This window comes from Pedobacter polaris (assembly GCF_005116505.1).
Classification (GTDB): domain Bacteria; phylum Bacteroidota; class Bacteroidia; order Sphingobacteriales; family Sphingobacteriaceae; genus Pedobacter; species Pedobacter polaris.
The window spans coordinates 80,149-101,757 of record NZ_SWBR01000006.1; the positions used below are offsets into that span (position 1 = coordinate 80,149).

Below are 21,609 nucleotides of genomic sequence, written 5' to 3' on the forward strand. Positions count from 1 at the left end.
TCTTTGCTGAAGATATGATAGGTAGTTTCAGACAAGAAGAATTGGGGTAAATGATTACCTCTCCCGTTTTCTAGCGTTTATGTAGTCTTCTATAGCAGCTTTTGTAGTTAACCAATTTCTTCCTTCTTTATAAGCATCAATTTTACCAGTACGAGCTAATAAACTCACATATTCTTGTCCATATTTAGCACCAGGTTCTTCAATTATAGAGGAAATAGGCTCGTAATTGTAATAATTGCCAGGTAAAACATTTAAATAGATATTTAATGAACGCTCTAATGCCTGCAACATTAACAAACAAAGCTTATGATAGCTTCCTTTGTTAGCTTGGTTTAGGGCTTCATAATATTTTTTTCTATCATTTTTTAAGATAATAGCTGGCGGAAAACCTTTACGCATTAAAAGTAAATTCATGACAAGTCTAACGGTACGGCCATTGCCATCAAAAAAAGGGTGTATCCAAGCTAATTTATGATGAAAAATGGTTGTTAGTATCAAATTATCTAAACCTAAAGGATTCTTATTTACAAAATCTATTAATTCATCAAAAAGGATAGACGCTTTGCTTGCATTTGGTGGAGTAAAATTTGCACCCATAATGCGAACACCACCATTTCTTAAACGTCCAGCAAAATCATCTTCAATACTGCGCAATACCAAGCCGTGTAGGTTTAAAATATCAATACTGCGTAGCGTATAATTATCATTTACTAAGGTATATAAATACTCAATTGCCTTTTCGTGATTGTGTACCTCGAAGTGCTCTCGTAAAGATTTGCCCCGAATGGTAATTCCTTCCTGTAAAATTAACTGAGTTTCTTTTAACGTTATGGTATTTCCTTCAATGCTATTAGAGTTGTATGTCCATTCTAATGTTAAATCTTCTTTAATTTTTAACAAAGCGCTGCTAGGCAAAGGTCTAGCAGTATCTAGCTTTGCTTTTTTTTCATACAACCTATCTATTTGAGGTTGCAACTCTGTTAAATCTTTTAAGTCAAATTCCCACACCCCCAAATATACTAATATCGTTCAGTATAAAAAAATTATGTATCCGATATTAAAAATTATTTTACAAAACATTGCTTTTCAATAATTTGATTTGTTAAAATCTCAATCTCATTTTATGTACTTTTGTAAGCTTAATTGGAACAATTTAAAATGGGATACAATTTAAACGTAACAATAGATAAATCTTCTGGCTTTTGCTTTGGTGTTGTGTATGCAATAGACATGGCCGAGGATATTCTGGATAACGAAGGGCATCTATATTGTTTAGGCGATATTGTACACAATGATGAAGAAGTAGAACGTTTAAAAGCAAAAGGCTTAAAAATTATTGATCATGAGCAGTTACATCAATTACATAATGAAAAAGTATTAATTAGAGCGCATGGAGAGGCTCCTTCAACTTATGAATTAGCGCTTGCAAATAACCTTACTTTAATTGATGCTTCTTGTCCAGTTGTTTTGAAACTGCAAAACCGAATTAAAAATTCTCATGATGATGATGAGCAAATTCTAATTTTTGGTAAACATGGTCATGCAGAGGTAATTGGATTACAAGGTCAAACGAATGGAAAAGCTATTGTTTTTCAAGATTTAGCAGAGTTAGATCATGTAGAATTGCCTCGCAATATTACCTTATACAGTCAGACCACAAAAAGTGTAGATAAGTTTTATCAAATTAAAGATGAGCTAATTAGTAGGGGTTTCGATTTAAAAGCAAATGACACTATTTGTAGACAAGTTTCCAATCGTTATGAAGAGTTAGAAAAGTTTGTATCAAATTATGATAAAATCATATTTGTGTCTGGGAAAAAATCATCTAATGGGAAAGTGTTATATGATGTTTGCAAAAAGCATAATCAAGAATCATATTTTATTTCTAATGTTGAAGAATTAAATCCAGAATGGTTTTCTATAAATGATAAGATTGGCATTTGTGGAGCAACATCTACACCAATGTGGTTAATGGAGAAAGTTAAATTAGAGCTAGAATCGTTATAATTTTTCCTTCTCAATCATCAAAAAGTAAATATTCATTCTTAAAAGATTTACAAACCATTATCTTTTAAACAGGTTTAACCTTTAGCGTATATTCGCCAAACAAAATATATTTATGAGTAAAAAGGGAGTTTTATTAGTCAATTTAGGTACACCAGATAGTCCTGAAACAAAAGATGTAAGAAAATATCTTGATCAGTTTTTAATGGATGAGCGGGTAATTGATATTCCTAAACTTAACCGTATGTTATTGGTTAAAGGAATTATAGTTCCTTTCCGTAGTCCTAAAACCTCAAAACTATATAAAGAAATTTGGGGAGAAAATGGTTCTCCTTTATTGTACTATAGTGAAATTCAAGCCAAATTATTGCAAGAAAAATTAGGTGATGACTATCATGTTGAATTAGCAATGCGCTATCAAAGCCCATCAATAGAAAATGCGCTTGCAAATCTTAAAGCTGGGCTGGTTAAGAGCATTAAAGTAATTCCTTTATTTCCACAATATGCTTCAGCTAGTTCTGGTTCGGTAATGCAATTGGTAATGGAATTGGTTAGCAAATGGCCAACTATTCCACCAATTTCATTTGTAAGTTCGTTTCATGACAATAGACAAATGATTGAAATTTTTGCTGAGAATGCAAAAAAGCATCAACCAGAAAACTATGACCATGTTTTATTTAGCTTTCATGGGTTGCCCGAAAGACAATTGTTAAAATGTGATCACACCGGAAATTATTGTTTAAAAAATGCTGATTGTTGCCAGACTTATAACGATACCAATAAATTTTGCTATTCTGCACAAGGCCATCATACGGCCAGCTTAATTGCGGCAGAAATGGGAATCGATAAAGATAAATACACAGTTTGTTTTCAATCGAGGCTGGGTAAAGAGCCTTGGGTACAACCATATACAACAGATGTTTTAAAGAAATTAGCGGCGGAAGGCAAAAAAAAACTATTGGTTTTTAGCCCTGCTTTTGTGGCAGATTGCTTAGAAACTTTATATGAAATTACAGTAGAGTACCATGAAGAGTTTAAAACCTTAGGTGGTGAGCATGTTCAATTGGTAGAAAGTTTAAATGATCATCCTAAGTTTATAGAAGCTTTAGCAGAAATGGCTGTAAGTTAATTATTTAATAGTTTTTCAATAATCATTTCTGTAGCTCCTTTTTTCTGTTCTACATAATTTTTCGCAATTGCGGATGCTTGAGCATTTTCTTTAAATAACTCAAATGCATGGTTTAATTCTTCCTGAGTTGAAATGCTTTTTGCTGCATCAATATTTATCAGATCTTTTGCTTCTTGAAATTTATCATATTTAGGCCCAAAAATTATTGGCAAACCAAACGCTGCGGCTTCTAATGTATTGTGGATACCAACCCCAAAGCCCCCACCAATATATGCTACTTTTGCATATTGATACAATGAAGAAAGCATTCCAATATTGTCTATAATTAGAATTTGAGCATCCTGAAATTGAGTGTTGATGGATGAAAATTTAACTGCTTTCGGAAAAAGATTTTCAATTTCCTGGATATGTGACCCACCAATTTCATGTGGAGCGATGATAAATTTCCAATCAGTATGTTCTTGAACTAAGGAGACCAATAATTTCTCATCTGGTAACCAAGTACTTCCACCAATAAATACAGCAGAATTGCCGCAAAATTTTTCAATTAGCTCTAGCCTTTTAGGAAGTTGTGCATTCTCATACACCCTATCAAACCTCGTATCTCCACTTAAACTTACTTCATCTATACCAATACTTTTTAAAAGAGAAACACTTTCAGTATTCTGTACAAAAAAATGAGTTACAAATTTTAATATGCCCTTATAGAAACCGCCATACCATTTAAAAAATACTTGGCTGGGTCTAAAAATTCCAGAAATTAAATAAAGAGGGATTTGATTCTCATCTAATACTTTAAAGTAATGAAACCAAAATTCATACTTGGTAAATATAGCTTGTTTGGGATTTACAAGCTGAATAAACTTTCTTGCATTGCTTTGAGTATCCAATGGTAAATAAAAAACAGTTGCTAACGGGTAATTTTTTCTTACTTCATAACCTGATGGGGAAAAAAAAGTTACAACTATTTTTTGCTCAGGATCCTTACTTTTTAAGTTTTCTAAAACAGGTCTTCCTTGTTCAAATTCTCCTAAAGAAGCAAAGTGAAACCAAATAGGCTTATCATTAGGCTTAGTTTTAGTTTTAATTTGTTCCCAAATGTTTTTTCTTCCATTTACAAACAATTTTGCTTTAGGGTTAAAAAGTGCGGCAATCCTAAGTAGAAAACCATACAGTACAACTCCAATATTATAAATCCCAAGCATTTTGCGTCTTATTTCTTATCTTCGTTGCAAGATAAATGAATAAATTTAAAACCTTCAAATAATATATGAAGATAGCTGTAATTGGAACAGGATATGTTGGTTTGGTTACTGGAACATGTTTAGCAGAAACCGGTAATAATGTAATTTGTGTAGATATTAACGAAGCAAAAGTACAAAAGATGATTGATGGTGAGGTTCCAATATATGAACCAGGCCTAGACGTACTTTTTCATCGCAATATTGCTCAAGGCCGCCTTTCTTTTACAACAGATCTAGCGCTTGCAGTTAAAGAAGCCCAAATTATATTTATGGCTTTGCCAACGCCTCCAGGTGGAGATGGAGCGGCGGACCTCTCTTATATTTTAGGTGCAGCAAAAGACATTTCTAAACTGGTAACAACTTACAAAGTAATTGTAAATAAATCTACTGTTCCTGTTGGGACAGCTGATAAAGTTCAAGCGGTTTTTAAAGAACATACAACTGTCGAGATTGATGTGGTGTCTAATCCAGAGTTTTTACGGGAAGGTGTAGCAGTTGATGATTTTATGAAACCAGATCGCGTAGTAATTGGCACCAAAAGTGAAAAAGCTCAAAAGCTAATGGCAGAATTATATGCGCCATACGTTCGCCAAGGCAATCCGATTTTCTTTATGGATGAACGTTCTTCTGAACTAACTAAATATGCTGCAAATTCGTTTTTGGCAACTAAAATTACATTCATGAATGAGATTGCAAATCTTTGCGAAATTGTGGGTGCAGATGTAGATGCAGTTCGAAAAGGGATAGGTTCTGATGATAGAATTGGTAAGCGTTTTCTTTTTCCAGGAATTGGATATGGAGGGAGCTGTTTTCCGAAAGATGTACAAGCTTTAGCCATTGCAGCAGATGCACATCAATATGACTTTCAGATTTTGAAAGCCGTAATGAATGTAAATGAAAAACAAAAAACAGTTTTAGTAGATAAATTATTAAAGTATTACAAAGGTGATATCAAGGGCAAGCATTTTGCTCTTTGGGGCTTAGCGTTTAAACCTGAAACGGATGATATAAGAGAAGCACCTGCTTTATATATCATTGATGAATTGATAAAAAATGGGGCTACTGTTTCGGCTTTCGATCCAGAAGCAATGAATAACGTAAAAGCAATACTTGGAGATAAGATCAGCTTTGCTGAAAACCAATATGATGTATTGCAAAACGCCGATGCTTTATTGATTGCTACTGAATGGTCTGTATTCCGCAATCCGGATTTTGAGAAAATGGATAGCATTTTAACCAACAAAACAATATTTGATGGAAGAAATCTTTTCGACTTGCAAAAAATGATTGATTTAGGCTATTATTACAATAGTGTTGGTAGAAGATTAATAACAGAATGATGGAACGTAAAAGGGTATTAATTACTGGTGCAGCGGGGTTTCTCGGATCACATTTATGCGATAGATTTATCAAAGAAGATTTTAATGTAATTGCAATGGATAATTTAATTACCGGCGATTTGCAGAACATCGAACATTTATTCAAATTAGAAAATTTTGAATTTTACCATCATGATGTTTCTAAATTTGTTCACGTTGCTGGTAATTTAGACTATATCCTTCATTTTGCCTCACCAGCAAGTCCAATAGACTATTTAAAAATTCCAATTCAAACCTTAAAAGTTGGTTCTTTAGGAATTCATAATTTATTAGGTTTAGCTAAAGCAAAAAATGCAAGACTGTTAATTGCATCAACTTCAGAAGTATATGGAGATCCAACTGTAAATCCTCAGCCTGAAGAATATTGGGGAAATGTAAATCCAGTTGGCCCTCGCGGAGTTTATGATGAAGCAAAACGTTTTCAAGAAGCTATGACAATGGCTTATCATACTTTTCATGGACTAGAAACGCGGATTGTAAGAATTTTTAATACTTATGGGCCAAGAATGCGCCTAAATGATGGTAGAGTATTGCCAGCATTTATTGGTCAGGCTTTAAGAGGAGAGGATCTTACAGTATTTGGAGATGGCAGCCAAACCAGATCTTTTTGCTATGTAGATGATTTGATTGAAGGAATTTATCGGTTGTTATTTAGTGACTATGCTATGCCAGTAAATATTGGTAACCCCGATGAAATTACCATGATGGATTTTGCAGAAGAAATTATAAAATTAACTGGAACTACTCAGAAAATTGTTTGCCACGAATTGCCAACAGATGATCCAAAGCAGCGTAGACCAGATATAACAAAAGCCATAGCGCTATTAAACTGGACACCAAAGGTTGGAAGAGCAGAAGGATTAAAAATAACATATGAATATTTTAAATCTTTACCTCATGAGGCCTTAATTAATAAAGAACACAAAAATTTTAAAACTTATAATAAATAATGGCTAAAATATTAGTTACTGGAGGTACCGGATATATCGGTTCTCATACCGTTGTAGAATTATTTAATGCTGGCTATGAAGTAGTAGTAGTTGATGATTTTTCTAATTCAGATCCTAAAATATTAGAACAAATTGAAAAAATATCAGGTAAGAAACCTGAGTTTTTTAAAATTGATTTGTGTGATGAAAATGCGGTAAACTTATTTGTTGATCAAAATAAAGACATAACTGGTGTAATTCATTTCGCTGCATTTAAAGCTGTAGGTGAATCTGTTCAGCAACCCTTAAAATATTATAGAAATAATTTTTTCTCACTAATTAATATCTTAACAGCTTTTAACAGTAAAATACAATTGGTTTTTTCATCATCTTGTACAGTTTATGGCCAGCCAGATCAATTACCAGTAAATGAATTGGCAAAAGTTAAAAAAGCCGAATCACCATATGGAAATACTAAACAAATAGCAGAAGAAATTTTACAAGAAGCTTGTGCAGTAACACCAGATTTAAATGTAATCGCTTTGCGTTATTTCAATCCAGTTGGTGCTCATAAATCTGCTTTAATTGGAGAACTACCTATTGGCGTTCCGCAAAATTTAGTTCCTTTTATTACACAGTCAGCAATAGGTAAACGTGGTGCAATTACAGTATTTGGTAATGATTACAATACCCCAGATGGTTCTGCAATTAGAGATTATATTCATGTTGTAGATTTAGCAAAGGCACATGTTGCAGCTATAAAGAGGTTAGAAAGCAAAGCAGGAGCTAATTTTGAAATATTTAATGTTGGCACAGGAAAGGGATCATCTGTTTTAGAGATCATAAGCGCATTTGAAAAATCTACTGGTGAAAAACTAAATTATACAATTGGTGCAAGGAGAGAAGGAGATATTGAGCAAACTTATGGAGATGTTACCCTATCTAACAATGTTTTAGGTTGGAAAGCCGAACTAGGTTTAGAAGATATGTTAAGCTCTGCTTGGAATTGGGAAAAATATTTAAGAGAAAACCCTTTTTAAATGAAGCTAAGTGAGCACAAAGAACTTAAAATAGAAATTTTAGCTTTACCACCAAAAGAAAAAGATAAACTCTTACTTCGCTTGGTGGCAAAAGATAAGGTGCTCACAGAACATTTGCATTTTTTATTACTTGAGGATGAAAGTAATTTAAGAGATAGGGTTTCAGCAATAAAAGATCACATCTTGCAAACAATGCAAAACTTAAAATCATCAAAAAATAACAATGCAAAGGAAGTTTTAACAATTTTACGTAAGTTGGCTAAAGCTGTTAATCATAATTTTAGAGTAACTAAGACTAATTTTGAAGATGTTGAATTAAGAATTTTTCTTTTTAATAATACTACAACAAAATTTAAATCAGGTGTCTTTTCAGCTTATAAAAATTATGAACAACTTTTTGGAACATATTTTGTAAAAGCTACACTAATAACCTTACGTAAATTCTATAAATTGCATGAAGACTTGCAATATGACCTTAAGGATGATATGAATAAACTTTTGGCAAAAATATATACTGAAAATATGGCAGGTGTGGCAAACAACTTAGGTTTGCCAGAACAAATATAAAATATGAAGAAAATTTTAATTACCGGAGGTGCTGGTTTTATAGGGTCACATGTAGTGCGCAGGTTTGTAAACAAATATCCGCAATATGAAATCATAAATCTTGATGCACTTACTTATGCCGGTAATTTAGCAAACCTAACAGATGTTGAAAATAAAGATAACTATAGGTTTATTAAAGCAGATATTACTGAAGCAAATGAAATAAATAACCTTTTTAAGGTTGAAGACTTTGATGCGGTTATCCACCTAGCGGCAGAGTCCCATGTAGATCGTTCCATAATAGATCCATCTGCCTTTGTAATGACTAATGTGATTGGAACTGTAAACCTGTTAAATGCTGCTAGAGAGTATTGGAAGGGTAGTTACAATGAAAAGAGATTTTATCACGTAAGTACCGATGAGGTTTATGGGGCATTGGGAGATGAAGGGATGTTCACAGAATCTACAGCATATGATCCACATAGTCCATACGCTGCATCAAAGGCAAGTTCAGACCATTTTGTGAGGGCATACCATGACACTTATGGATTAAATGTTGTAATCTCTAACTGTTCTAATAATTATGGTTCGAACCATTTCCCAGAGAAGTTAATCCCGCTGGCCATAAATAATATCAAAAAAAATAAGCCCGTTCCTGTTTATGGTAAAGGTGAAAACGTACGTGATTGGCTTTGGGTTGAAGATCATGCCCGGGCAATTGATGTCATATTTCATGAGGCCAAAACTGGCCAGACCTATAACATAGGCGGGCACAACGAATGGAAGAATATTGATTTGATTTATTTATTGTGCAATATAATGGATAAAAAGTTGGGCCGTGAGTCGGGAGAGTCTGCAAAACTGATTACATTTGTAACAGATAGGGCTGGCCATGATTTGCGATATGCAATAGATTCTACTAAATTACAGAATGAATTGGATTGGGTGCCAAGTTTACAGTTTGAAGATGGGCTTACAAAAACGGTAGATTGGTATTTAGAGAACGAAGATTGGTTAAATAACGTAACTTCGGGTAATTATCAAGCCTATTACGATAATCAATATAAAGGGAGGTAAGTTTGCTAAATTGGTTAAAAAAGAAGAAAGAACCTGTATTTAACTTTTCATCTATCAGAACGGATATGCATTCCCATATCCTGCCGGGTATAGATGATGGAGCTAAAAATTTAAGCGATTCTTTAATTTTGGCCAACCGTTTCCAAGAATTGGGTTATAAGAAATTAATCGCTACACCACATATCATGGCAGATTATTTTCGCAATACACCACAAAGCATAAATAAAGCATTGGACATTTTGAGAGAAGGATTATTGGAGAATAATATTGATCTTGAGGTTAGTGCGGCTGCGGAATATTATCTCGACGAAACTTTTGAGAACAAAATCGAGAAAAAAGATGTGTTAACTTTTGGCGACAAAAAATATCTTTTATTCGAGCTTTCTTTTATTAATCAGCCTCATAATGTTTTTGATGTGATTGCTAAAATGCAAGATGCAGGTTACCAGCCAGTTTTAGCGCATCCAGAACGTTATCCTTATTACTATAGTGGCATAGAAAACTATCAACAGATAAGAGATACCGGTTGCCTTTTACAGTTAAACATAATCTCTTTAACTGGATATTATGGCAAGAGCTGTAAACAAGCGGCAGAAGAATTGGTAGATAATTATTGCATTGATTTAATAGGAAGTGACATGCATCACCCTCGTCATGCAGATGCGCTTAAAGAAAGTTTGCATTTAGATAGAGTACAAAAGATTTTATCTGAACCCCAAATGCATAACTTATTATTATAAGTTTCAATTTAATTGTAAACAGAATTATTCGTAACGTAGTGCTTCAACCGGATCAAGTTTTGATGCTTTTTTAGCAGGATAGAAGCCTGAAACAATCCCTACGCCAACACACAATAGAAAACCACCTATAATAAACTCCCAAGGCATTAAGAATGAACCACCCATAGAGAAAGAAATAAGATTTCCTATACCAATACCCAGCAAAATACCAAGGCTTCCACCCATTAAGCAAATTACTACAGCCTCAATTAAAAACTGTTTCCTAATTACTGATGGATTTGCACCAATGGCTTTTCTAATTCCAATTTCCCTAGTACGTTCAGTAACAGAAACAAGCATTATGTTCATTAGCGCAATAGATGCTCCAATTAAAGTAATTACGCCAATTGCAATACCGCCCCAAACTACATATTTTAAATTTTCATCTAATGTTTGAGCAACAGAATCACTTTTGGTAATTTCAAAATTATTTGGTTGCTTTATCTTTACCTTTCTAATATTCCTAAAAGTAGAAGTTGCTTCGCCAATAACATTATCCATAATGTCTTTACTTGCAACATTTACAGTTATAGTATAAGATGGATTTGCATTTGAATTAATGATTTTAGCTTTATAAAGAGGTACATAAACAGCTCTGTCAGTATTTTGCCCCATTCCAGAACCTTTTTCAGCAAGTACACCAACTACCTTAAATTTATTATTTCCAACGTTAATAATTTTGTCTAATGGATCTTCCTTTTTAAATACAGTTTTCGCTATTTCACTGCCAACAATACATATATTATTTCCTGTTAAGGCTTCGGTATTTGTGAAATTTCTTCCTAATGAAAGGTCAAGCCCCTGTGAACCTAAACCATTTTCATCAATTCCCTGAATGTTTATATTTGGATTTGTTTTCTCTTGCTTATATTTAACAGTGGAACCTCCACTTGCAAAGACACTTACCGATACTATAGCAGGAGCATTTAGCCTTTCTTTAAATTTGACAGCGTCCTCATAACGTATTGATTTGAAGGGTTTTGGTCGTTTTCCATTTCCAATTCTAATGCCACTTCCTCTATTTCTTATATTGAATGAATTTGCACCCATACTAGAAAAAGCTTCTGTCATACTTGTCTTTATAGCATCGATTGTTGTTAAAATACCCACTAAAGCGGATAAGCCAATTGCAATAATTAAGGCTGTAAGAATAGTACGAAGACGATTGCTCTTAATAGATTGTAGTGCAAGTCTTACATTTTCTGTATACGTCATTTGATGGAAATAATATGCTAACGGGTATAAAAATAAAAAGTCCCGCTGTTAAGACAACGAGACCAGTTAAAATGTTACAAACTAATATGCTTAAACAGAGAAACTTGTTCCGCAACCGCAAGAGCTAGCTGCATTAGGGTTGCTAAATGTAAAACCTCTCGAGTTTAAACCATCTTGCCAGTCAATCTGCATGCCTAATAAATACATTTGGTGTGCTTTGTGCATGAAAATTTTAATTCCGTCTATTGAAAATTCTTGGTCACCATCTTTTCTTTGATCAAAACCTAAAACGTAGCTCATACCAGAGCAACCACCACCTTCTACACCAACGCGTAAACCAAAATCTTCGGTAATCTCTTGTTGGTCTTTTAGTTTTAAAAGTTCTTTAACAGCGGTTTCGGTAAACGATACAGGGGCAAAAGCAGTTTCTACAGTGTTACTCATGTTATTTAAAATTAAGAATACAAATATAAATATTTATGTACATTTTTGTTCGTTACACTTATTAATATTACGATAGCTAAACATATAATGAACATTACTAGTTTTTTAACAACGGCAGCAACATTTGCATTAGGAGGAATTATTACGGTTGTAGTCGCCTATTTTCTAATTAGAAATGATATTCAAAATTATTTCAGGTTTAAGTCTTTAGAAGCAAATAAAGATAGTCGCACATCCTTGTTCCCACTACGTTTGCAAGCGCATGAAAGACTAATAGTTTTTGTAGACCGTATAAACCCATCAAATTTACTAGTTCGTTTGCATCAACAGGGTATCAGCCCTGCTGCTTTACAAGCATTGGTGTTAAATGAAATAAAATCAGAATATCAACATAACATTACACAACAGCTTTATGTAGATGCTGCTAGCTGGAATGTGGTACGTAAACTAAAAGATGATACCGTTGCAATGGTTAATAATGTGGTACAGGGATTGCCAGAAACTGCGACAGGAGTAGACTTAAGCAAAAAGGTTTTACAACATATGAGTACGGTTGAGGAAAATCCTTATGAGTTAACTATCAATTTACTTAAAAAAGAAGTACACTCTTTATTTTAATTGCTATGAACAAAAAACATACAACAACATCAGGCATAGAAATAAAGGATATATATACTACTGCGAAACCGTTAACAGAAACTCCTGGGCAATTTCCTTTTACTAGGGGGATACAAAAAGACATGTATCGTGGTCGTTTATGGACGATGAGGCAATATGCTGGTTTTTCAACTGCTGAAGAATCTAATAAGCGTTATCATTACTTATTAGCACAAGGTACAATGGGTTTATCCGTCGCCTTTGATTTACCTACACAAATAGGTTATGATTCTGATCATGAAATGTCTGAAGGGGAAGTAGGAAAAGTTGGTGTAGCTATCGATTCATTAAAGGATATTGAGATTTTATTTGATGGCATTGAGCTAAAAAAGATTACTACTTCAATGACTATCAATTCAACAGCATCCATTTTATTAGCAATGTATATTGCATTAGCAAAAAAACAAGGTGCAGATTTGAAGGAGATCTCGGGGACTATACAAAATGATATCTTAAAAGAATATGCTGCTCGTGGAACTTATATCTATCCTCCAAAACCTTCGATGCGCATTATAACCGATATTTTTGAATATTGCATTAAAGAAGTTCCTAAGTGGAATACCATTTCCATATCTGGATATCATATTAGAGAAGCAGGTTCTACTGCTGTGCAAGAGCTTGCTTTTACTTTAGCAAATGGAAAAGCATATTTAAATGCCGCTTTAGAAAAAGGGTTAGATATTAATGTTTTTGCAAAACGATTATCTTTCTTTTTTAACTGTCATAACAACTTTTTCGAGGAGATTGCAAAGTTTAGGGCAGCCAGAAGAATGTGGGCGCACATTACAAAGTCATTAGGCGCAACTGACGAGAAAGCTCAGATGCTTCGTTTTCATACGCAAACTGGGGGTTCTACGCTTACTGCACAACAACCATTAAACAATGTAATTAGGGTAACAAATCAAGCTATGGCTGCGGTTTTAGGCGGTACCCAATCCCTACACACTAATGGATATGATGAAGCCTTGTCGCTACCAACAGAAGCAGCGGCTAAAATCGCTCTACGTACTCAACAGGTAATTGCGTTTGAAAGTGGGGTGACAGATACGGTTGATCCATTAGCTGGCTCTTACTTTATAGAGACTTTAACAGAAGAAATTGAAGCAGCAGCACAAACATATATTGATAGAATAGATGCCATGGGCGGATCGGTAAATGCAATAGAAAATGGATATATCCAACAAGAGATTGCAAATGCTTCATACCAATACCAAAAGGAGGTAGAATCAGCAGAGCGAATTATAGTAGGGGTAAACAAATTTAACCAAGAAGTAGAAGGAATTAATGATGTTTTAAACATTGATGAGTCGATAAGAACAATCCAAATTGAGAAATTAAATAAGCTAAAATTAGAAAGGAATAATCAAGCGGTTGATTTAGCGCTAAAAAATTTAACTAATGCAGCAAAATCTGACCAAAATTTAATGCCATTTATATTGCTTGCAGTCGAAGAATATGCTACCTTAGGTGAAATAGCAGATTGTTTAAGAAATGTCTTCGGCGAATATTAAACTGAGGTTAAAAAATAGTTATCCACACAAAAAATTTAGGTTAAGTATGATATGCTACTGCATTTGAAGTACTTACAAATTATTTGAAATTTTTGTTCATTATGTTGATAATTTTTTGAATATTCGAAGACTCAAAAGGGCATATCCGTAATGTCCTTATTAGAACTGAAAACCAACAAATTAAAGATTAACAATGGAAAAAACTTGTACCGAAGTATGGAAGAACTGTCTTCAAATAATTAAGGATAACATTCCGAACCAGAGTTTCAAAACTTGGTTCGAACCGATATCTGCACTTAAATTAGAAGGCAAAGTTTTAACCATCCAGGTGCCTAGTTTATTTTTTTACGAATGGCTAGAAGAACACTATGTTGGTCTACTTCGTAAAACAGTAAAGAAGCAATTGGGAGACGAAGGAAGATTAGAGTATAACATCGTGGTTGACAAGTCGTCAAACAGTGGCTCTCCTTACACTACAAATATGCCCTCAAACGGAAATGGGGCAGAAGCAAAAATGCAATCAATGCCAATTCCTGTATCAATAAATAAGGACATTAAAAATCCGTTTATTATACCTGGTTTAAAAAAGTTGAATGTTGATCCACAATTAAATCCTAATTATACTTTCGAAAATTATATAGAAGGAGATTGCAATCGTTTAGCTCGCTCTGCAGGTTATGCAGTTGCAGCAAAACCAGGTGGTACATCATTTAATCCTTTAATGATTTATGGTGGTGTAGGATTAGGTAAAACACACTTGGCTCAAGCAATTGGGAATGAGATAAAACGTAGCATGCCAGATAAATTGGTAATCTATGTTTCTTGTGAGAAATTTTGCCAGCAGTTTGTAGATTCATTAAAGAATAACACTATTAACGATTTTGTTAATTTTTACCAGGCAATGGATGTAATCATCATGGATGATGTACACAATTTTGCAGGTAAAGAGAAAACACAAGATATTTTCTTCCATATCTTTAACCATTTACATCAATCTGGCAAACAGGTGATTTTAACATCTGATAAAGCACCAAAGGATTTAGCTGGTTTAGAAGAAAGATTATTGAGCCGTTTTAAATGGGGATTATCTGCAGATTTACAAGTTCCTGATTTGGAAGTTCGTATAGCTATCCTTAAAAAGAAAATGTATGCAGATGGTATTGAATTGCCAAGCGATGTAGTAGAATATGTAGCCCACAATATTGACAACAATGTACGTGAGCTAGAAGGGGCAATGGTTTCGTTATTAGCTCAGTCTACGCTAAATAAAAAAGATATCGATTTGGCCCTAGCTAAACAGATGTTGAAGAATTTCATCAAAAACACATCGAAAGAAATTTCGATGGAATACATCCAAAAACTAGTTTGTGAGTATTTCGAAGTACCAGTTGATATGGTTAAATCACAAACACGTAAGCGTGAAATTGTACAGGCTCGCCAAATCTCTATGTATTTGTCTAAAAGCCATACCAAATCATCATTAAAAACAATTGGAGCATTTTTTGGTGGTAGAGATCACTCAACAGTAATCTATGCTTGCCAAACGGTTGAAGATTTAATAGAAACAGATAAAAAGTTCAAAGCCTACGTTAATGATATTCAGAAAAAACTGAAAATGAGTTAAAATAAATCTATTACATCATTGCCGTGATTTTAGTCAGCGTTATAAAAAAAAGCCCATTTTGATTATTCAAAATGGGCTTTACAATTTCTAAGGGTTTGCTACAAATGCATTAATCCATAATATAAGCCAGCAACATGCAGCGCTTGCTCTATTTTATTTTCCTTCAACATTTGTTTAACTTCTTCAATAGTATATTCTTCAACATTTAAAATTTCATGCTCATCTAAATGTTGTTCATGAGTTTTAACTCCCCCTTTTAATAAATAAGTAAATGTTTTATTGGTTGATGTGGCAGGGTTAGGATACAATGTAGCAACCAATTCACAGCTATCAAAACTATATCCAGTCTCTTCTTGTAATTCTCTTATAATAGCTGTTTCTGAATCTTCGCCATCATCAATTACACCACCAGGAATTTCAAGTGAAATGATATCTGCAGCAAAACGATATTGCCTAACCATAATAATTTTATTTTCTTTCGTTAAAGCAACTGCATTAACCCAATTGGGATATTCAAGTACATAATAGTCGTCTTTAATTGATCCATTTTGCAACTTACATGTATCTACCCTTAATGTTGCCCATCGTTCTTTAACTAAATATTTAGAGGCAATTTTTTGCCATTTCAAAATTTCCATATTGATTATAAGTACTGCTGAATTATTTTTTGACGATGCAAATTTGTAAGATGGACTATTTTATGTCTATTAGATAATTCTTCGTAGATCAAGTTAAGCTTAGGTGCAATAATCTCATTTCTGCTTTCATTACCCCCTAGTTCGTAATATAGAAACTCACTCAATGAATCTAGTTTTTCTGGGGGAAGGTTGCTTGCTTGTAACCAGTTTTCAAAAAAAGATAAATCAGCATTTTGGATTATTTCATTAGAAAGCCCAAAACTATTCAGCATTGTTTCTTCAAAGAGCTTTTCGGCTTCCTCAAGTTTCAACTCAACTTTTAAACCCATAATTCTGGCTAATACTTGAGCTAGTTTTTCAATTTCTGAAGTGATAAGATCTTTTCTATACATTTTTCAATATTTAGCCATAAGCAATTGGGTCAATCGTATTACCAACTTCCACTACTACCTCCACCGCCAAAGCTTCCACCGCCAAAACCTCCAAATCCACCGCCGCCACTGCTTCCGCCACCAAAACCACCTCCAAATCCGCTACCACCAGAACCTCTTCCACCTCCACCTAAAAGCATGCTCCAGAAAAGAGCGTCTGCAACACCTCTTCCGCCAATTACTTGGCTTCCACCACCTCCACCACCTCTTCTTAAAATGGCAATTATAATAATTACAATAATAATCACAATAATGCCTGCAGTGCCTTTTCCGCTTTTCGACTTCGCTTTTGGGTTGTCGTTTTTATATTCCCCTTTAATTAAAGATATAATTGAATTTGTTCCAACATTAATCCCGTTGAAATAATCGTTTTCCTTAAAAAATGGTTTAATGTCGTTTTCTATTATTCTTTTGGTATATAAATCTGGTAAAGCACCTTCTAAACCATAACCAGTTTGGATAGACATCTTTCTATCGCCCATGGCAATAAGTAAAATAACCCCATTGTTTTTAGTCTTTCCACCAATTCCCCATGCTCTTCCAAGCTCTTGCGCATATTCATTGATGTCGTAATCACCAACAGACTTCATAATTATTACAGCAATTTGATTCGATGTAGAATCGTCGAAAGCAACTAGTTTTTGCTCTAATTGTTGTTTTTGATCTGCACTTAAAGTATTTGTATAATCATTTACCAAAGTGCTAGGCTTCGCTGGGAATTTTTGTGCGAAACCTATATAAGAGCTTAGCGTTAATATAAATAAGATGATTGCTTTTTTCATTATTTATTAGTTTCATCTTGGTTCATAAATATAATGTCGTTTGGTAATTCATTAACATCCCCGTTCTGATAAGGAAAAAATAACGCCAACTTTTCACCGGCTAAAGCAACTCCCGCTACAATTCCTTCTGCCAAATTGCCCGACAAAAAATGTGCTTTCATAGCAATTTGTGTAGTTTCCCAAAAATCTTCTGGTACAACTTTATCAATTCCACGGTCGCCAATAATTGCAAATTTATGATCTTCATGAGCTAAATAAATAAGTACACCATTATGTTGTGATGTTTTATCCATTCCTAAATCTGAAAAATATTGGGTAGCCCTTTCAAATGCACTACCATAACAATGTTTATCTATTGCAATTCTAATCTCCCCAGAAGTTGCTTTTTCAGCCTCTGCAATTGCATTGGCAATTAATTCTTGTTCTTGTGTTGTGAATAAAGACATGCTTTTTGTTTTATAAAAAATAAAGGGTAATGTATGTTTACATCATAAACACGCATTACCCTAAAATGTTAGTCTATAACTAAAATTCTACTTTGGGTGCATTTTGAGCACCAGCATCAGCTTTAAAGCCCGTTTTAGCACTAAATCCAAATAACCCAGCTGTTAAATTAGTCGGAAAAGATCTAACCTTAGTATTAAACACTTGTACAGATTCATTAAAATCTTTACGAGCAACAGTAATTCTATTCTCAGTTCCTTCTAATTGAGCAGAAAGATCGCTAAATTGTTGGGTAGCTTTCAATTCAGGATAATTTTCAGTCAATACCATTAATTTTCCTAATGCCTGAGTAATTTGTCCTTGAGCAGCTTGGTATTTTTCAATGTTCTCAGCATTTAATTTATCTGGATCAATTGTAATTTTACTTGCACTAGCACGAGCTTCAATTACAGCCGTTAAAGTTCCTTGCTCAAATTTAGCAGCACCTTTAACTGTACTTACTAAATTCGGAATTAAATCTGCTCTACGTTGATATTGAGCTTCTACCTGATTCCATTTAGTTTTAACATCCTCATCCATTTTAACAAGTCCATTATAGCCACATCCGCTAACTAAAGCTAATAATACTACAACTGCAACTATTCCAATTAATACTTTTTTCATGTTATTGTTTTTGTTTTTTAGGTTTCTATTTCAATTTAGATATCAATACTCATGCCTTGTTACTAAAACAGACAAAATACTGACAAGTTGCCATAATTAGTACATAAACTTACAACTTAAACCCTATAACTTACAACTCTAATCATTAAATTTGTACAATTCGAGATAAAAACTCGACTAAACTATGCAGAAAGAAATCGAAATTACAGTTGCTCCTGAACATGTTTCTAATGAACAGGTTATTCTCCAAAACTTAGCTAGAGCCTTAAAAGTTGATATCGCTAAACTCAACAGCTATAAAGTTTTAAAACGTTCTATAGATGCTCGCTCTAGAAAAGTAATTTACCGTCTTCAAATTAGGGCTTATATAGATGAGCAACCTTTAGAAGAACAAAACACTTTTTCTTATCCAACATTGAATAAAGATAAAATTGTAATTATTGTTGGTGCGGGTCCTGCTGGTCTTTTTGCTGCACTACAATGTTTAGAGAAGGGCTTAAAGCCAATAATTGTAGAACGAGGTAAGGATGTAAAGCAGAGAAGAAGGGATTTAGCCGCTATAAATAAACAGGGTGTTGTAAATACAGAATCTAATTATTGTTATGGCGAAGGTGGTGCCGGAACTTATTCAGATGGTAAATTATATACTCGATCTAATAAACGTGGTGATATAAATAAGATATTACAGATTTTTGTACAACATGGAGCAGATGAAGATATTTTAATAGATGCTCGTCCGCATATAGGCACGAATAAACTACCCCATATCATTACCGCTATAAGAGAAACAATTCAAAATGCAGGCGGTGAAGTGCTCTTTGACTCTAAACTAACTGATTTTCTTGTTACAGAGGGTAAAATTAAAGGTATAGTCATTAATCAGGAACAAGAGTTACTGGCAGACCATGTAATATTAGCAACTGGTCACTCAGCTAGAGATATTTACGAACTTTTAAACAAAAAAAATATTTTAATAGAAGCCAAACCTTTTGCCCTTGGTGTTAGGGTAGAACATCCTCAGCAAATCATAGACAGTGCCCAATATCATTGTGACATACGCTCAGAATTTCTCCCGCCCGCTTATTATAGCATGGTAGAGCAAGTAAAAACCAGAGGGGTATTCTCATTCTGCATGTGTCCAGGAGGTATCATAGCGCCATGCGCAACAGACATAAACGAGATTGTGGTAAATGGATGGTCACCTTCTAAGAGAAATAACCCTTTCGCAAATTCAGGAACAGTTGTGCAGGTTACGTTAGATGATGTTCAAGGCTATGATCCTTTGCGCATGTTAAATTTTCAGTCTGAAATAGAACAGCTTGCATTTGAAGCTGGAGGTGGTAATTTAGTTGCTCCTGCACAGCGGATGATTGATTTTGTAGAAAATAAATTGTCAATTGATTTACCAAAAAACTCATATCTCCCTGGTACAAAAAGTGTGATGTTGGATAACATTTTGCCGGATTTTGTCTCGTCAAGTTTAAGAGCAGCACTCCCATTGTTCGGGAAAAAGATGAAAGGCTACTATACCAATGAAGCTATTTTGGTAGGGGTGGAAAGCCGTACCTCTTCCCCAGTACGTATTCCTCGAGATAAGGAAACCTATCAACATCCACAAATTACAGGTTTATATCCCTGTGCCGAAGGAGCTGGTTATGCAGGAGGAATAGTTTCTGCAGCAATAGATGGAATTAATTGTGCAAATGCTATTGTAAACAAATAGCATTTGTAAATGTTATAGTTCATATTTTTAAATATGATTGATTTAGTAGATGAATTAAAAAAAGCTTATACTGGTGATGCATGGCATGGCAATAATACATTGAGCTTATTATTAACTGCAAATCCAGCTAAAGTTTTTACTCACCCAATTCCTAATGCCCATTCAATAGCAGAGTTGGTTTTGCATTTAACAGCGTGGACAGAAGAGGTTGTAGATCGAATAAGTGGGCAGGGTGCTAAAGAACCTGCCAAAGGGGATTGGCCAGAGACCAAAGAAATGTCAGAAAGTCAATGGCAATCAATCTTAGAAGAATTTAAAACTGCCAATGATAAATTAATAGAACTGGTAAATATCTTCCAGCCTTCACAGTGGTCTAACGATGTTAAAGATGAGCGTGATAGAGAATTAGGTGCGGGTGTAAATAATGCTCAATTGATTAATGGATTAATTCAACATCACGCCTACCATTCAGGTCAAATCGCATTGTTATTAAAATTTTAATGACCGCAATAAATTAAATCTGTATAACCATTATAATATGAAAAAGACTTTAATTATAGGAGCAACTCCAAATGCAGATCGTTATGCGTATCGTGCAGCACATATGCTAAAGGCGAAAGGCCATGCAATAGTTAATATTGGTATAAAACAAGGAGAGGTTGCTGGAGTTAAAATAGAGAAACCCTCAACTCCTTATAAAGATATAGATACAATTACACTATATATAGGTCCAAATATTCAAAGTGAATATTATGATTATATCCTAGAGACAAAACCTAAGCGGGTTATTTTTAACCCGGGCACAGAGAATGTAGAATTCGAAAAGATGCTAGATCTTCCATTTTTTTGCTAAGATTTTCTGTGGAAGGGATGGGGTTGGTCCTCAAAAAGTATTCCCCCTTTAATAGGGTCTAGCTGATAAATGACTATGAACAGCACAAAAATCAGCCTTATCAATCATTCCATTTTCTATTTGATAAAATCTTTCTGTTTGTAAACCATGCACTTACCTTTAACATTGGATATAATAGTTGATATGAGTTTGCGGTTACGGATAATATTGCTACTTTTGCAACCCGCTTCGGAGGAGGCGTTTGGTTGGCGAAAGTTGGCTGGGAGTATTGAAAGGGGGGATTTGGATTGGGGATGCTGGCTTACAGCGACTTAGGAGAAACCTTAAAAAACTTTAAAAAAAGTTTTTGGAAAGCGGAAAAGTTTTCTACCTTTGCAACCCGCTACGGAGGTAACGACGGAAGGAAAAAAGAGGGGGATAAAAGGTGAAGGTTGGTTTGAAATAAGGGACTATATATATTGCAAACATACGGGACGAAAAAAAGTTTCGAAAAAAGA

23 protein-coding genes are annotated in these 21,609 nt (G+C 34.2%); 14 read left to right on the forward strand and 9 right to left on the reverse strand.

Annotated features, from left to right (window positions below):
- Window positions 1-54: 54 nt before the first annotated feature.
- Window positions 55-1,008 (reverse strand): Fic family protein, encoded by a 954-nt coding sequence (locus FA048_RS19015; RefSeq protein ID WP_136844126.1) that lies wholly within the window; start codon window positions 1,006-1,008, stop codon window positions 55-57.
- Window positions 1,009-1,158: 150 nt separating this feature from the next.
- On the opposite strand from FA048_RS19015, the gene FA048_RS19020 reads away from it, so the two are divergent.
- Both FA048_RS19020 and hemH read left to right on the forward strand, forming a co-directional pair.
- Window positions 1,159-2,007, forward strand: coding sequence for a 4-hydroxy-3-methylbut-2-enyl diphosphate reductase (locus tag FA048_RS19020; RefSeq protein ID WP_136844128.1), 849 nt, complete (start codon window positions 1,159-1,161; stop codon window positions 2,005-2,007).
- Between the two features lie 112 nt (window positions 2,008-2,119).
- Window positions 2,120-3,133, forward strand: coding sequence for a ferrochelatase (gene hemH / locus FA048_RS19025; protein WP_136844130.1), 1,014 nt, complete (start codon window positions 2,120-2,122; stop codon window positions 3,131-3,133).
- On the opposite strand, the gene FA048_RS19030 is transcribed toward hemH, so the two are convergent.
- Window positions 3,130-4,338: a 3-deoxy-D-manno-octulosonic acid transferase gene (locus FA048_RS19030; protein ID WP_136844132.1), complete on the reverse strand. Its 1,209-nt coding sequence runs from the start codon at window positions 4,336-4,338 to the stop codon at window positions 3,130-3,132. The genes hemH and FA048_RS19030 overlap by 4 nt on opposite strands.
- 65 nt (window positions 4,339-4,403) lie before the next feature.
- On the opposite strand from FA048_RS19030, the gene FA048_RS19035 reads away from it, so the two are divergent.
- From FA048_RS19035 to FA048_RS19060, 6 genes are read left to right on the forward strand one after another with little or no spacing between them, the layout of a single operon-like run.
- The gene (locus FA048_RS19035; RefSeq protein ID WP_136844133.1) at window positions 4,404-5,717 is read left to right on the forward strand and encodes a UDP-glucose dehydrogenase family protein; all 1,314 of its coding nucleotides are present in this window, start codon (window positions 4,404-4,406) and stop codon (window positions 5,715-5,717) included.
- Window positions 5,717-6,706 (forward strand): UDP-glucuronic acid decarboxylase family protein, encoded by a 990-nt coding sequence (locus FA048_RS19040; protein ID WP_136844180.1) that lies wholly within the window; start codon window positions 5,717-5,719, stop codon window positions 6,704-6,706. Before FA048_RS19035 ends, FA048_RS19040 begins: the two co-directional genes overlap by 1 nt.
- Window positions 6,706-7,725 carry a UDP-glucose 4-epimerase GalE gene (gene galE, locus FA048_RS19045; protein ID WP_136844135.1) on the forward strand — a complete coding sequence of 340 codons (1,020 nt, stop codon included), beginning with the start codon at window positions 6,706-6,708 and terminating at the stop codon, window positions 7,723-7,725. The genes FA048_RS19040 and galE overlap by 1 nt, the downstream gene beginning before the upstream one ends.
- Window positions 7,726-8,292 (forward strand): hypothetical protein, encoded by a 567-nt coding sequence (locus FA048_RS19050; RefSeq protein ID WP_136844137.1) that lies wholly within the window; start codon window positions 7,726-7,728, stop codon window positions 8,290-8,292. It begins immediately after the preceding gene.
- Between the two features lie 3 nt (window positions 8,293-8,295).
- Complete coding sequence (rfbB, locus tag FA048_RS19055; protein ID WP_136844139.1) at window positions 8,296-9,348, forward strand: dTDP-glucose 4,6-dehydratase; 1,053 nt, start codon at window positions 8,296-8,298, stop codon at window positions 9,346-9,348.
- A 2-nt stretch (window positions 9,349-9,350) separates the two neighbouring features.
- The gene (locus tag FA048_RS19060) at window positions 9,351-10,088 is read left to right on the forward strand and encodes a tyrosine-protein phosphatase (RefSeq protein ID WP_136844141.1); all 738 of its coding nucleotides are present in this window, start codon (window positions 9,351-9,353) and stop codon (window positions 10,086-10,088) included.
- A gap of 24 nt (window positions 10,089-10,112) precedes the next feature.
- Here the strand turns inward: FA048_RS19060 and FA048_RS19065 are convergent, their stop codons facing one another.
- Window positions 10,113-11,342 (reverse strand): ABC transporter permease, encoded by a 1,230-nt coding sequence (locus FA048_RS19065; RefSeq protein ID WP_136844143.1) that lies wholly within the window; start codon window positions 11,340-11,342, stop codon window positions 10,113-10,115.
- A gap of 90 nt (window positions 11,343-11,432) precedes the next feature.
- A complete protein-coding gene (locus tag FA048_RS19070; RefSeq protein ID WP_136844145.1) occupies window positions 11,433-11,786 on the reverse strand; it encodes a HesB/IscA family protein in 354 nt (117 codons plus the stop codon).
- A gap of 87 nt (window positions 11,787-11,873) precedes the next feature.
- On the opposite strand from FA048_RS19070, the gene FA048_RS19075 reads away from it, so the two are divergent.
- From FA048_RS19075 to dnaA, 3 genes are all read left to right on the forward strand, one after another.
- A complete protein-coding gene (locus FA048_RS19075) occupies window positions 11,874-12,404 on the forward strand; it encodes a DUF7935 family protein (RefSeq protein ID WP_136844147.1) in 531 nt (176 codons plus the stop codon).
- Window positions 12,405-12,409: 5 nt separating this feature from the next.
- Window positions 12,410-13,954, forward strand: coding sequence for an acyl-CoA mutase large subunit family protein (locus FA048_RS19080; protein WP_136844149.1), 1,545 nt, complete (start codon window positions 12,410-12,412; stop codon window positions 13,952-13,954).
- Window positions 13,955-14,147: 193 nt separating this feature from the next.
- The gene (gene dnaA, locus FA048_RS19085; RefSeq protein WP_136844151.1) at window positions 14,148-15,578 is read left to right on the forward strand and encodes a chromosomal replication initiator protein DnaA; all 1,431 of its coding nucleotides are present in this window, start codon (window positions 14,148-14,150) and stop codon (window positions 15,576-15,578) included.
- A gap of 98 nt (window positions 15,579-15,676) precedes the next feature.
- Here dnaA and FA048_RS19090 read toward each other — a convergent pair whose 3' ends face one another.
- The 5 genes from FA048_RS19090 to FA048_RS19110 form a co-directional block, all read right to left on the reverse strand.
- Window positions 15,677-16,216 (reverse strand): NUDIX hydrolase, encoded by a 540-nt coding sequence (locus FA048_RS19090; protein WP_205943531.1) that lies wholly within the window; start codon window positions 16,214-16,216, stop codon window positions 15,677-15,679.
- Between the two features lie 5 nt (window positions 16,217-16,221).
- A complete protein-coding gene (locus FA048_RS19095) occupies window positions 16,222-16,608 on the reverse strand; it encodes a hypothetical protein (RefSeq protein ID WP_136844153.1) in 387 nt (128 codons plus the stop codon).
- A 38-nt stretch (window positions 16,609-16,646) separates the two neighbouring features.
- A complete protein-coding gene (locus FA048_RS19100) occupies window positions 16,647-17,429 on the reverse strand; it encodes a TPM domain-containing protein (RefSeq protein WP_136844155.1) in 783 nt (260 codons plus the stop codon).
- A complete protein-coding gene (locus FA048_RS19105) occupies window positions 17,429-17,875 on the reverse strand; it encodes a TPM domain-containing protein (protein ID WP_136844157.1) in 447 nt (148 codons plus the stop codon). The genes FA048_RS19100 and FA048_RS19105 overlap by 1 nt, the downstream gene beginning before the upstream one ends.
- A 79-nt stretch (window positions 17,876-17,954) precedes the next feature.
- Window positions 17,955-18,536 carry a LemA family protein gene (locus FA048_RS19110; protein WP_136844159.1) on the reverse strand — a complete coding sequence of 194 codons (582 nt, stop codon included), beginning with the start codon at window positions 18,534-18,536 and terminating at the stop codon, window positions 17,955-17,957.
- A gap of 184 nt (window positions 18,537-18,720) precedes the next feature.
- On the opposite strand from FA048_RS19110, the gene FA048_RS19115 reads away from it, so the two are divergent.
- The 3 genes from FA048_RS19115 to FA048_RS19125 are packed head-to-tail and all read left to right on the forward strand — an operon-like array spanning window position 18,721 to window position 21,112.
- Window positions 18,721-20,259 carry an NAD(P)/FAD-dependent oxidoreductase gene (locus tag FA048_RS19115; RefSeq protein ID WP_136844161.1) on the forward strand — a complete coding sequence of 513 codons (1,539 nt, stop codon included), beginning with the start codon at window positions 18,721-18,723 and terminating at the stop codon, window positions 20,257-20,259.
- Between the two features lie 33 nt (window positions 20,260-20,292).
- Window positions 20,293-20,760, forward strand: a complete 468-nt coding sequence (locus FA048_RS19120; RefSeq protein ID WP_136844163.1) for a DinB family protein — start codon at window positions 20,293-20,295, stop codon at window positions 20,758-20,760.
- A 37-nt stretch (window positions 20,761-20,797) separates the two neighbouring features.
- A complete protein-coding gene (locus tag FA048_RS19125) occupies window positions 20,798-21,112 on the forward strand; it encodes a CoA-binding protein (protein ID WP_136844165.1) in 315 nt (104 codons plus the stop codon).
- The last annotated feature ends 497 nt before the right edge of the window (window positions 21,113-21,609 follow it).